Consider the following 12163-nt stretch of genomic DNA (forward strand, 5'->3'; position numbering starts at 1 on the left):
CCACCCAGCAGCCCGTACCCAGCAGCGCAGCCTCGCCGGAAGCCTTGCCGACCAGCTGCAATCCCAGCGGCAAGCCAGCTTCGTCGCGCAGGCCCGGGACGGCGACGACCGGGAGGCCCAGTGCCTGCCACGGGCGGCTGAGCGCGGGATCGCCGGTCGCAGCCAGGCCGGCGGGGGCCGAACCGAGCGCGGCTGGGGCGAGGACGGNCGAGGACGGCGTCGTAGCCGGTCCCTAGGTCGGCTAGCCGGGCAGCGCCGGAAGCGACGACGTCCAGTGCGGCCTCGTACTCGGCGCGCGGCATCTCCGCGCCGGTACGCAGCAGTTGCGCCAGCGGGGCGCTGAGACGGTCCGCAGAAGCAAGCTCGACAGAGCGTTCCCGCGCCGCTTCGTAAGCCATCACCACGGGGTGTGCGGCGGTCAACCCAAGCACCAAAGCAGGGTCCGGGAATTCGTCGACCACGGCACCGTCGGCACGCAGTAGAGAAACCGCGGTTTGCAGCGCGTTCCGCATAGCTGGGCTCACGTCGGTTGGGGACCAGACCAGCAATCGCGGTGCCGAACAAGCGGCAACCTCGGGCTCCCCCGACAGCGCTGACCAGGCCAAGGCCAGATCGGAAACCGTCGCGGTGAGCATGCCGTGGCTGTCCAGGCTCGGGCTCAGGCCGGTGACGCCGTCGACCGGGAACCGGCCTCGGCTCATGACCAGCGAGGCGACTCCGCAGAACGCGGCCGGTCGGGTCACCGAGCCAGCGGTCTGCGAGCCCAAAGCCAGCGGGACGTGGCCAGCGGCAACGGCGGCGGCGGAACCGCTGGAGGAACCGCCGGGGGTGTGGCCGGGTGCCGCGGGATTATCCGTGGGACCCGGTGCGAAGAAAGCGAATTCCGTGGTGACCGTCTTGCCGATCGGCACCGCTCCGGCCCGCCACCATTCGCCGACGATCGAAGCGTCCACAGTGGCCGGTGGAGCCTCCGCGCGCAGGACGGAACCGCAGCGGGTCGGGAGTCCGGCCAGGTCGATGATGTCCTTGACGCCCAACGGAACTCCGCCCAGCGGCCCCGTCGACGCAGGCACGTAAGCCGACGAGACCCAAGCATCGAAAGACGCCGCCGCGATCCGCGAGCGCGCCTCCGCGACGGCGGCTTCCGGCGTCGTCCGGCCAGCGGTCAGATCGGCGACCAGGGCGCGCAGCGACCACGGGCCAGTCACGGCTGGGTCCAAGCGGCGTCGGCGGTCCAGTAGTCCATGCCGCTCGCGCTGACCGCGTGCCGCCACCCGGACGTCCGGCGCAGCAGCGGTTCGACGCGCGCGGTGGCCTCGTCGGCGGCGTCCGGGCCGTCGGCCGGGACCTGCCAGTGCACCCAGTCCAGTTCGCGGCCGTGCTCGTCGTGCACGAAGAGATCGACGTGCCGCCAGCCGTAGCCGTGCGTGTCGTTGTAGCAGGTCAGGGTCATCCGGTCCACGGGTTCTCCTCGATCAGGCGCTGAGTGCGGCAAGCCGGTGGAAGCGACGCTGGAAGTACACCAAAGCACCGCTGTCCGGCGCGGTCAGCACCTTCTCGATCTCCACGAACAGCACCGAATGCGATCCGTGCTCCTGTTCGGCGACGATCCGGCCGACCAGCGAGGCCGCCGCGCCGCGCAGGACCGGGGCGTCCTCGCTGCCGAGGTCCCAGCAGTCCTGCTCGAAGCGTTCGGCGGTCGGCACCTTCGTCGCGCCGGCGAAGTGCATGGCCAGGTCCTCCTGGCCGGGGCCGAGGACGTTGACGCAGACCTGGCCGTTGCCGACCAGGATCGCGTGCGACCGGCTCGACCGGTTGACGCACACAAGCACGGTCGGCGGGCTGTCGGTGACCGAGCAGGCGGCGCTCACCGTCATCCCGGCGAGGCCGTGCGGGCCCGCGGTGGTCACGACGTTGACGGCCGCGGAGAGGTTGGCCATCGCGGTGCGGAATTCGCGCTGGGTCCGGGTCAGCTCGGACACGATGCCTCCTAGTACTGGGGCCGGGACTGTCTCGACCGTACAAAGCCGCACCGGTCCCGGGATATCGAGAACTTCCCCGGCGTAGCTGAAGAATTCCTAACCCGGGCCGGTCGCGGGCAGTGCGAAGCCGAAGCGCGAACCGCCGCCCGCGCGGTGTTCGGCCCAGATCGTCCCGTGCTGGCGGGTGATGATGCGGTGGCTCAGCGCCAGTCCGATGCCGCTGCCGCGCTCCTTCGCGGTGAACGACTCGTCGAACGGATTGCGCGGGAAGCCGCGGCCGCGATCGTCCACGGTGACCACGCCGGTGTCGCCGTCGCGGCGCGTGGTGAGCACCAGTCGCCGCCGCTGCTGCGGGCACTGGGCCATTTCCTCGATCGCGTTGAAGCACAGGTTGAGCACGACCTGGCCGGTCAGCACGCGTTCGCAGTGCACCGGCACGGCTTCGGCGGACCGCTCGAAGGTCACCTCGATCGCGGCCGGTTCAGCTCGCAACCGCACGAAGTACAGGCATTCCTCGACGATCTCGTTGAGGTCGGCGACCTGCTCCACCTGCTCCAGATGCCCGACGAACGCGCGCACGGACGACACGATCTGGCTCGCCCGCTCGATCTGCCGGACCGCGCTGTCGATGCCGTACACGACCGGCTCGGCATCAAGCGTCCGCGACCGGACGCCGGCCAGGAAGTTGCCCGCCGCGGCGAGCGGCTGGCTCAGTTCGTGCGCGATCGCCATCGCCATGTCGCCCATCGCGGTGTAGCGCGCCAGGTAGTTCTCCCGGTGCAGCTCACGCTCGCGCCGGACCTCGCCGCGGATGCGCTCGGACACGTCGTAGAGCAGCAGCAGAAACGCGTCTCCACCAGGCTCTCGAAGCCGTTCGACGCTCCCTTCCAGCCACACCCTGCCCTGGATTTCCAGCCGTACCTGCGTGGCAGGCACCGCGCGTTCGCGGACCTCGTCCCAGGTGGCCGGACGGTCGTCGAGCCGCAGGCTGGCGTAGTCGGTCAGGCGGCCGAGCGGTTCATCCGGTGTCGCCCCGAACAGCGCGACCGCGGAGTCTGTCGCGAACCGCAGCTCGCCCGAGCCGTCGAGCATCAACGCGACCGCCGACGTCTGCCGGGCCAGTGCGTCCACCCAGGACGTGGTCAACCGCAGCTCACGCTCGATTTCCTGCTCGCGTTCGATGTCTCGGAACTGCACCATCACCGCCGGGCCCTGGGCCAGCTCGACCCGCGTGGCCACCGCGTCCGTCGGAATCACCCGGCCGGATTTCGTGCGGTAGTGCCATTCGATCCGGCTGACGCCCTTGTCGACCGCCTCCTGCAGCCACGCCCGCCCGATCACCCGGTCGTATTGCTGCGCGGAGCTGCTCATGTGGTTCGCCTTCAGCGGCCGCAGCTCGGTGACGCTCCATTCGAGCATCTCGCAGGCGGCCGGATTGGCCCACAGGATGTTCTTCGTCGCGCCGTCGTGCACGAGCACGCACGTGCGGCTGGCGTTGAGCATCGCGACGAAATCGTGCGTCGTCAGCTCGGGCGCGCGCGGGTCTGCCTCCATCGGCTCAGCGTAAAGCCCCTGGCTGGCGGCTCGCACTGAAGAAATCCCCTACGCCCGCTCAGGCACTACCAATTCCCGCGCGGCGGCGTCCTTCGTACCGTCGACAGCGACCGCACCGGCATTCTGAGGAGCAGCGATGAGCGCAGTCACCATGGAGGAGGTGCTCGCCGAGCTCGCCAAGCGCAAGGACGAGTTCCAGCAGCAGCGCTACGTTCCGCGGGACTTCATCGACCGGCTCAAGCAGCTCGGCATCTACCGGGCCAGCACGCCGGCGAAGTTCGGCGGCGACCCGCTCCCGCCCGCCGAATTCCTCCGCCTGATCGAGCGGATTTCCACAGTGGACGGTTCGACCGGCTGGGTCGCCAGCTTCGGCTCGTCGCTGATCTACCTCGCCGCACTCCCGCTCGACACGCAGGCCGAGCTGTACAAAGACGGTCCGGACGTCGCCTTCGCCGGCGGGCTCTTCCCGGTCCAGGCCGCCCCGGCGACCGAGAGCGGCTTCCGCCTGGACGGCCGGTGGAAGTTCGCCAGCGGCTGCATGGGTGCGGACATCCTCGGCGTCGGCATCCCCGGCGACGAATCGACCGGCGGGAAACCGCGGACCGCGCTGCTGCGGCCCGAGCAGGTCGAGATCGTTCCGGAATGGGACGTCGTCGGCATGCGCGGCACCGGTTCGTTCGACCTGGTCGTACGCGACGTCGAGGTCCCGCGCGGGTGGACGTTCATCCGCGGCGGCGCGCCCACAGTGGACGAACCGCTCTACCGCTACCCCACGATCGCTTACGCCGCACAGGTTCTCGCCATCGTCGGCGCGGGTGTCGCGCGCGCCGCGCTCGACCACGCCCGTGAGGTCGGCGCTGGCTACACCGGCGTCACCGGTGCGCCGAAGCTCGCCGACCGCGGCTACTACCGCACCGGGTACGCCGACGCCGAGGCCGCGCTGCGGTCCGCCCGCGCCTGGTTCTACGAGGTCAGCCACGAGGTCTGGGACACCATCGTTTCCGGCGGCGAGGCCAGCGACGAGCAGAACGCCCAGCTGCGGCTTTCGTCCGCGCACCTCGCCAAGACGTCCTCGGAGGTCGTCTCGAAGCTCGTCGAGATTTCCGGCACCGCGCCGATCTACTCGACGCACCCGCTGCGTGGACTTCAGGGCGACGCACTGGTACCCAAGCAGCATGCGTTCCTGGGCCCGGCCATCCACGACGCCGCCGGCGCGGTGCTCCTGGGACAGCCGCCGACCAGCCCCGGATTCCGCTGACCAGCCACCACCACGACGAGGAGTCTCCGACTGTGAGCACGCAGCCCCTGCGGGTGCTTTTCTGCATCGGCATCAACCAGAACTTCTTCGACCTGCCCGCCGACGGCATCACCATCGGCGACGTCTGGCAGTCCTTCGTGTCCATGATGGACCAGCTGAAAGCGTTGCCCGGCATCACTTTCATCGGCGACATCGACGACGATTCGCACATGGTCGGCCCGTCTGAGGGCTGGCCGTGGACCTGCTACCTCCTGGCCGACGCCGACAGCCAGGAAACCGTCAAGGCAGGCTGCAACCTGCTGCGCACCACAGAGGTCGGCAGCAACGGCGTCAAGCTGTGGCGCTTCGCCAAGATCGAAGCCCGCATCGGCCGACCGCTGACCGTCCGCGAAGACGTCGAACTGCCCGACTGAAATCGGAGACCTCATGACTGAGAACACCGTTGTTCCCGCCGATTTCGCCGAAAGCGACCGGGTGGCCGCGCGGCTTTACACCGACCCGGAAATCTTCGAACGCGAGATGACGCAGATCTTCGAGCGTTCGTGGGTGTGGGTCGCACACGTCAGCGAGCTGGCGCAGCCGGGCAACTTCAAGTCCACGTACGTCGGCCGCCAGCCGGTAATCGTGACGCGGGACCGCAAGGGCACGCTGCACACGATGCTCAACCGCTGCCGCCACCGCGGCGCGAGCCTGTGCGAGAAGCCGAGCGGCAAAGCCAACGGCTTCACCTGCCCGTACCACGCCTGGAGCTACGGCCTCGACGGCAAGCTGCGCGGCATCCCTTACCCGGACGGCTACGAAGGCGTCTTGGAAAAGGGCGAGCTGTCGCTGAAGAAACTGCGCACCGAGTCGTACGGCGGCATGGTTTTCGCGACCTTCGCCGAGGACGGCGAGTCCCTTGAGGACTTCCTCGGCGACGCCAAACTGTGGATCGACCGTTTCATGAAGCAGGGCGGCGGTTACCCGATCAAGGTGCTCGGCAAGCACCAGTTCAGGTTCCGCGGCAACTGGAAGATCCAGCTGGAAAACACCACCGACGGCTACCACTTCCCGATCGTGCACCGGTCGTGGATGGCTTCGGTGGACGCGGAAACCGCCGACATGATGTCGTTCATGACCGATCCGTCGGCGATCACGCATTCGCTCGGCAACGGGCACAGCGTCATGCAGATGGTGCCGGAGCACTCCGACCTGGACGTCGACGACGGCACCGAGCCGCTCCAGGGCCGGTTCGACCACGTCGTGGCCGAGCTGTCGAAGACCCTGGACGAGGCGCAGGTGCGCAAGGTGGTCCGGGCCATGCACGGCACCGGGTTCAACCTCAACCTGTTCCCGAACGTCTCGATGTCCGCGGCGTTTTTCCGGGTGCTGCGGCCGATTTCGGCCAACGAGACGCTGATCGAGCACGTCGCGATCGGTCCCGACGGACCGCCGGAGCTGGACGTGGTCAACCGCGAACGGCTGCGCATCCACGAACACTTCCAGGGCCCCTTCGGCTTCGGCACGCCGGACGACGCCGAAGGCTGGGACCGCGTGCAGCGGGGCGCGCACGGCGGCCCGGACCTGCCGATCCTGGTCAACCGCGGGCTCGCGAGGGAAAAGGCGAGCCCCGAAGGCTGGCCGACCTCGCACGTCACCGACGAAACCGGCATGCGCGCCGCGTACGCCCAGTGGAAGGAAATGATGGGCGATGACTGAAACCATCCCCACCACCGACACCCGTGTCGCGCGCGCCGTCGACCTGGTCAACCGCGAGGCGGAACTGCTGGACCGCACGGAATACCACGTGTGGGAAAAGCTGTTCACCGAAGACGGCATTTACGTCATCCCGATCGACCGCGAGACCGACGATTTCACCGGCTCGCTGAACATGGTCTACGACGACGCGCGGATGCGGCAGATGCGCATCGCGCGGATGACCGAGGGCTACGCACTCGCCGCCGTCGATTCCGCCCGCACAGTGCGCACGGTGTCGCGCTTCGTGCCGGAATCCGTGTCCGACGAGGAAGTCGTGCTGCGTTCGGCGCAGATCCTGGTCGCCTACAAGCGCGGCACCCACGACCTGTGGGCGGCGGATCTGGTGCACCGCATCCGGTTCTCGCCGGACGGTCCCGCAGGCGACCGGATCGCGTTGAAGGTCGTCCGGTTGGTCAACAGCGACGAAGCCGTTCCGGCCGCGGGATTCCTGCTGTGAGCGCGCCGGCGGAACCGCACGTCGCGGTAGTCACCGGTGGTGCGAACGGTCTCGGCGAAGCGATCGTGCGACAGCTGCACGCCGAGGGTTACCGCGTCGCGATCGTGGACGTCAACGGGGACGCGGCCGAGAAGCTTGCCGCAGAGCTCCGCAGTTGCCGTGGCTACGCGGTCGACGTGCGGGATCGAGCGGCGCTCGCGCAACTGAAGGACGACGTCGTCCGCGATTTCGGCAGCGTCCAGGTGCTGGTCAACAACGCGGCCCGCACTCAGGCGGCCCCGCTGATGGAGATCACGCCAGAAGACCTCGACGCGGTCCTCGCGGTCAACTTCACCGGCACGTTCACCGCCTGCCAGATCTTCGGCGCGTACTTCGCCGAGCAGGGCTACGGGCGAATCGTGAACATGGCGTCGCTGGCCGGGCAGAACGGCGGGACCGCGACCGGCGGACACTACGCGTCGTCCAAAGGTGCGATCATGTCCGCGACGAAGGTGTTCGCGCGCGAACTCGCCTCGTGCGGGGTCACCGTGAACTCCGTGTCCCCGGGACCGCTGGACAGCCCGATGGTGCATTCGATCGTCGGCGAGGACAACCTCGAATCCTTCACGAAGAACATTCCCGTCGGACGGCTCGGCGACCCGGCGTTCATCGCGCGGATGGTGTCGCTGCTCGCCTCGCCCGGCGCGGCCTCGGTCACCGGGGCCTGCTGGGACGCCAACGGCGGCCTTTACCTGCGCTGAACCGCTTGAAACGGAGAGCCGATGCCGAACACCGTGGTCCGCGTGGCCGAGGTCGTCGAGGAAGCGCCTGGGATCCGGGCGCTTCGCCTCGTGCGCGCCGACGGCCTGCCGTTCGACCCGCACTCCGCCGGTGCGCACGTCGACGTCACCGGTCCGACCGGGATCCTGCGCCAGTATTCGCTGTGCGGGCGGCCGGACGACACGTCGTCGCTGCTGATCGCGGTGAAACGGGAGCCGGATTCGCGTGGTGGTTCCGAGGCGCTGCACGCTGTAGCGGAGAACGACAAGCTGGAGATCGGCTCGGCACGGAACCTGCTTTCGCTGGCTCCGGACGCCGACCGGCACGTGCTGATCGCGGGCGGCATCGGCATCACTCCGTTGCTGAGCCTGGCTTATCAGCTGCACGCAGACGGTGCGGACTTCGAACTGCACTACTTCGCGCGCAGCCGGGAGTCAGCGGCTTTCGTTTCGCTGCTTGAGGAACAGGCCGGATTCCGGGATCGCGTCCTGCTGCATTTCGGCGTGCCTCGCGACGAGCAGCCTGCTGTACTCGCGGAAGTGGCGGCTGGGCTCAGTTCTTCCGGGCACGTCTACACCTGCGGTCCGGAAGGGTTCATGGACCAGGTCACCGGCGTGTTCGCGCCCGTGGTCGGCGATACGCAGGTGCACGTAGAACATTTCACCGCGGCCGAGGTCGACACGAGCGGCGACCAGCCGTTCACCGTCGAACTCGACACCGGCGAGGTGTTCGAGATTCCGGCCGACCGGTCGATCCTGTCGGTGCTGACCGACAACGGGATCGAGGTGTTCAAATCGTGCGAGGAAGGCATCTGCGGTTCCTGTGTTTCCGGGGTGCTGGAAGGCACGCCGGAGCACCGCGACCAGTGTCTTTCGGCCAGCGACAAGGCTTCCGGCGACCAGATGGCGCTGTGCGTGTCGCGGGCTCGCTCCGAAAAACTGGTGATCGAACTGTACTGAGCCGCCTCGGCCAGAATCCTCGCGATTCCGGCCGTCGCGTCTATTAATTGATCGATTTTATTTATCAATCCGCCGCAAATCGGACTTTGCCTCCTTCGTCACGCTTTCCCTAAGCTGTGTCCACCGTTTCCCCACCACCGGACACTCCGCGCATTCCGCGCGAGACGACGAAAGGCCGGCTATGGCCAAGCGCGACGAAGCGCACTCTCCCGGCGTGCTGCGGCTCGGATTCGCCGCCGGCGTCGGCACTTCCCTGGAAATGTACGACTTCTCGATCTACGGCACCGCAGCGGCGCTGGTGTTCGGGTCGGTGTTCTTCAAAACCGGCAACGCCTGGTTCGGCACCTTCATGAGCCTCGCGACCTTCGCCATCGGTTTCGTGATGGCCCCGCTCGGCGCGGCGCTTTTCGGCTGGCTCGGCGACCGTCGAGGCCGCCGCACCGCGCTGTACGCCGCGTTTTTGCTGATGGGTTTCGCGACGCTGGGCATGGGCGTCCTCCCGCCGTACGCGGTGATCGGCATTGCCGCACCGCTGCTGCTCGTCGGACTGCGCCTGCTGCACGGCGCCGCCCGCGGCGGGGAAAGTGCCGGCGCGGCCGTGTTCGCCGTTGAACACGCGCCCGAAAAACGGCGTGGTCTCTACGGTTCCTTCGTCGCACTAGGCTCACCGATCGGTGTCGTACTGGCGAACCTGGCTTTCGCGCTGGTTCTCCTGCTGCCCAACGACGACATCATGAGCTGGGGCTGGCGTCTCCCCTTCCTGGCCGGCGGCATCGTGCTGGCGATTGGGATCTGGGTCCGCCGCGGCGTTTCGGAAAGCCCGGAATTCGAGAAAATGGCCGCCGCGGAAACCCGCGCGAAAAAGCCGCTCGCCGACGTCCTCCGCTCGAATTGGCGACGACTGCTGCTGATCGCCGGCGCGAACCTCGGCCTCACCGCCTGCACTTTCGCATTGGTCACGTTCATGCTGTCGTACGCGACCGCCGCCGCTCCGGAAGGCCTCGGCCTCCCGCGCGCCCCGATCGTCACCATTTCGACAATCACCCTGCTGTGCCACGCCGCCGCGAACGTCGGAGCCGCTTGGCTGTCTGACCGAATCGGCCGCAAACCGGTGATGCTGACCGGTTCGGTCCTGTCGATCATCGCCGCGCTCGTGATGTTCCCGATCGCGTCGGCGGGCACCGTCAGTTCGGTATTCGTCGCGCTGCTCTTGGGTTTCTCCGCCACCGGAATCCTTTTTGGACCGATGTACACCTGGTTCGCCGAACTGTTCCCGCGTGAGCAGCGCCAGTCCGGCCTCGGCGTCGGCTACCACGTCGGCGCGGTGCTGGGCGGCGGCCTGTCGCCGATGATCGCCAACCGGATCGTCGCGGCGACCGGCGACGCCCTCGCGGTCGGCTACTACCTGGCCGCGCTGCTCGTGCTGAGCCTGGTCTGCCTGCTGATCCTCCCGGAAACGGCCCCCGCACGGCGCGCCGCAGCCCCCGAATTGGTCTCGTGAGCCCCGTCCGCTTCGGCAGACTAGGCACCATGCGCGAGATCGACGAAGTCCTGGACGCGGTCGGCCCCCGGTTGCGAACCCTGCGCAACCGGCGCGGCATCACCCTGGCCGACCTGTCAGCCGAGACCGGCATCTCGGAAAGCACCCTGTCCCGCCTGGAAAACGGCCAGCGCCGGGCGAACCTGGAACTGCTGCTGCCGCTTTCGCGCGCCTACGACGTGCCGATCGACGACCTGGTGGGCGCACCCCGCGCCGGCGACCCGCGCGTCCACCTGCGCCCGATCCACCAGCACGGGATGACCTACGTCCCGCTGACCCGGCGACCGGGCGGCGTGCACGCGTACAAAATGCTCATCCCCGGCCGCTCCGCCGAACCCGCTTTGAAAACACACAGTGGGTACGAATGGCTGTACGTCCTCAATGGCCGCCTCCGCCTGATCGTCGGCACGAAGGACCTGACCGTCCCAGCCGGCGAAGCAGCGGAGTTCGACACGACGGAACCGCACTGGCTCGGCTCAGCCGACGGCGGCGCGGTCGAACTGCTGATCCTCTTCGGGCTCCAGGGCGAACGAGTGCACGTGAAACCGCACCCGAACTGATTACAAACACGGCGTAACACTCGTGACGATCAATGCGACCTGTTTGTGCAAGTTCGATCACGAAAGGCTCGCGATGTCCGCCCCTGACTATCCTCCGCCCGCGCCGCACCCGGCCCCGCCCGCCCCGCCGAAGAACGGCCTGGGCACTGCCGGGTTCGTGCTCGGACTGGTCGGCCTGATTTTCTCGTTCATCCCGATCATCGGGGTCGTCGCGTGGCCGCTGGTGATCCTCGGGATCATCTTCTCCGCGCTCGGCTTCGCCCGGGCAAGGTCTGGAAAGGCCACGAACAAGGGCCTCTCGATCGCCGGTCTCGTGCTGTCGGTGATCGGCCTGGTGATCGCCATCGTGTGGGCCACGGCGTTCACCAAAGCCGCCAACGACGTCAACACCGAAGCAAACCGCTCCGTGACGGTCCACTACGAGGTCACCGGCACCGCGAAGGACGCCTCGATCACCTACACCACCTTCGGCGACGGCAGCACGTCCACCAACCAGGAGAAGCCGAAGTCCCTCCCGTGGTCGAAAGACCTGCCCACGAAGGGCCTGTTCAAGGGCGGCAGCCTGGCGGTGACCACCGGCACCGAAGGCGGAGAGGTGACCTGCAAGGTCGTCGTGGACGGCAAGGAAACCAAGACGGCGAAGGCGTCGGGCAACTTCGCGACCGCCTCCTGCGACGGCTTCTGACAGCCGGACCGCTCAGGCAAGCTGCCTGGGATCGGCGAGTCACGCGCGCGGGCAACTACCGGCGACGCAACAGCCGGACCAGAACCGCCACTGCCACGATCGCCGCCGCAGGCACGGCAGCCTTCTTCAGCAGGACCGGCAACGCCGCCGCTCCGAGGTCCACGGCTTCCGGCTCGGCCGGGGCCAGCGGGTACCGAACCGGCGCTTCCGGCGCTTCCAGCGCATCCGCGAGCCGGGCGGTGAACTGCCGGACTATCCGATCGCTCACCTCGGTGAGGATGCCCCGGCCGAACTGCGCGGGACGGCCGGTGAGGTCGAGTTCGGTCCGCACGCGCACCAAGGTCCCGGCCGGATCGGCGGCCAGCACCGCGATGACTGTCGCGGAGGCGGTGCCGCTGCCCCGGCTTTCGCGGCCCTCCAGGTCGAGGGTCACCGTCCGGGTGGTCTCGTCGCGATTCACCGTGCCCGCGCCCTGGTAGCTCATCTGCACCGCGCCGACCTTGACCTTGACCCGTCCGGCGAACGAGTCTCCCTCCGATCGGTCGAGTACCGCCCCGGGCAGGCACGGCACCATCCGGTCGAGATCGAGGAACAGCCGCCACGCTTCGTCCGGTTCGGCGGGGACGGTGAACGAGTGGTCGAGACGCATCGCTTTCCTTCCGTTGGGAGTGC

At 68.2% G+C, this 12163-nt stretch carries 13 protein-coding genes and 1 pseudogene; 9 read left to right on the plus strand and 5 right to left on the minus strand.

The annotated features are described in order from the left end of the window. Window positions 1-506: 506 nt before the first annotated feature. The 4 genes and pseudogenes from A4R44_RS50010 to A4R44_RS04910 form a co-directional block, all read right to left on the minus strand. Window positions 507-1274: pseudogene (locus A4R44_RS50010) on the minus strand (amidase family protein); the annotation flags it as partial. After that, window positions 1205-1453 (minus strand): hypothetical protein, encoded by a 249-nt coding sequence (locus tag A4R44_RS04900; RefSeq protein WP_067578010.1) that lies wholly within the window; start codon window positions 1451-1453, stop codon window positions 1205-1207. The gene A4R44_RS04900 and the pseudogene A4R44_RS50010, both read right to left, overlap by 70 nt. 22 nt (window positions 1454-1475) lie before the next feature. After that, a complete protein-coding gene (locus A4R44_RS04905; RefSeq protein WP_067576743.1) occupies window positions 1476-1982 on the minus strand; it encodes a flavin reductase in 507 nt (168 codons plus the stop codon). 96 nt (window positions 1983-2078) lie between these two features. Next, window positions 2079-3536 carry a PAS domain-containing sensor histidine kinase gene (locus tag A4R44_RS04910; RefSeq protein ID WP_067576746.1) on the minus strand — a complete coding sequence of 486 codons (1458 nt, stop codon included), beginning with the start codon at window positions 3534-3536 and terminating at the stop codon, window positions 2079-2081. Between the two features lie 136 nt (window positions 3537-3672). On the opposite strand from A4R44_RS04910, the gene A4R44_RS04915 reads away from it, so the two are divergent. The 9 genes from A4R44_RS04915 (at window position 3673) to A4R44_RS04955 (ending at window position 11491) form a co-directional block, all read left to right on the plus strand. After that, a complete protein-coding gene (locus A4R44_RS04915) occupies window positions 3673-4794 on the plus strand; it encodes an acyl-CoA dehydrogenase family protein (RefSeq protein ID WP_067576748.1) in 1122 nt (373 codons plus the stop codon). Window positions 4795-4826: 32 nt separating this feature from the next. Further along, entirely contained in the window at window positions 4827-5207 is a 381-nt protein-coding gene (locus A4R44_RS04920; RefSeq protein WP_067576750.1) for a hypothetical protein, read from the plus strand. Window positions 5208-5220: 13 nt separating this feature from the next. Further along, window positions 5221-6492 carry a Rieske 2Fe-2S domain-containing protein gene (locus A4R44_RS04925; RefSeq protein WP_067576752.1) on the plus strand — a complete coding sequence of 424 codons (1272 nt, stop codon included), beginning with the start codon at window positions 5221-5223 and terminating at the stop codon, window positions 6490-6492. Further along, window positions 6485-6988, plus strand: a complete 504-nt coding sequence (locus tag A4R44_RS04930; RefSeq protein WP_067576754.1) for an aromatic-ring-hydroxylating dioxygenase subunit beta — start codon at window positions 6485-6487, stop codon at window positions 6986-6988. The genes A4R44_RS04925 and A4R44_RS04930 overlap by 8 nt, the downstream gene beginning before the upstream one ends. Continuing rightward, complete coding sequence (locus tag A4R44_RS04935; RefSeq protein WP_067576756.1) at window positions 6985-7728, plus strand: SDR family NAD(P)-dependent oxidoreductase; 744 nt, start codon at window positions 6985-6987, stop codon at window positions 7726-7728. The genes A4R44_RS04930 and A4R44_RS04935 overlap by 4 nt, the downstream gene beginning before the upstream one ends. 21 nt (window positions 7729-7749) lie before the next feature. Further along, window positions 7750-8706, plus strand: a complete 957-nt coding sequence (locus tag A4R44_RS04940; RefSeq protein ID WP_067576758.1) for a PDR/VanB family oxidoreductase — start codon at window positions 7750-7752, stop codon at window positions 8704-8706. 181 nt (window positions 8707-8887) lie between these two features. Beyond that, window positions 8888-10207: an MFS transporter gene (locus A4R44_RS04945; protein WP_067576760.1), complete on the plus strand. Its 1320-nt coding sequence runs from the start codon at window positions 8888-8890 to the stop codon at window positions 10205-10207. A 29-nt stretch (window positions 10208-10236) separates the two neighbouring features. Continuing rightward, a complete protein-coding gene (locus tag A4R44_RS04950; protein ID WP_067576762.1) occupies window positions 10237-10806 on the plus strand; it encodes a helix-turn-helix domain-containing protein in 570 nt (189 codons plus the stop codon). Window positions 10807-10879: 73 nt separating this feature from the next. Then, a complete protein-coding gene (locus tag A4R44_RS04955; protein WP_067578014.1) occupies window positions 10880-11491 on the plus strand; it encodes a DUF4190 domain-containing protein in 612 nt (203 codons plus the stop codon). Window positions 11492-11546: 55 nt separating this feature from the next. Here A4R44_RS04955 and A4R44_RS04960 read toward each other — a convergent pair whose 3' ends face one another. Then, window positions 11547-12140, minus strand: coding sequence for an SRPBCC family protein (locus A4R44_RS04960; protein ID WP_067576764.1), 594 nt, complete (start codon window positions 12138-12140; stop codon window positions 11547-11549). Between the last annotated feature and the right edge of the window lie 23 nt (window positions 12141-12163).

The sequence above is a fragment of the Amycolatopsis sp. M39 genome, assembly GCF_001651785.1.
Lineage (GTDB): Bacteria > Actinomycetota > Actinomycetes > Mycobacteriales > Pseudonocardiaceae > Amycolatopsis > Amycolatopsis rubida.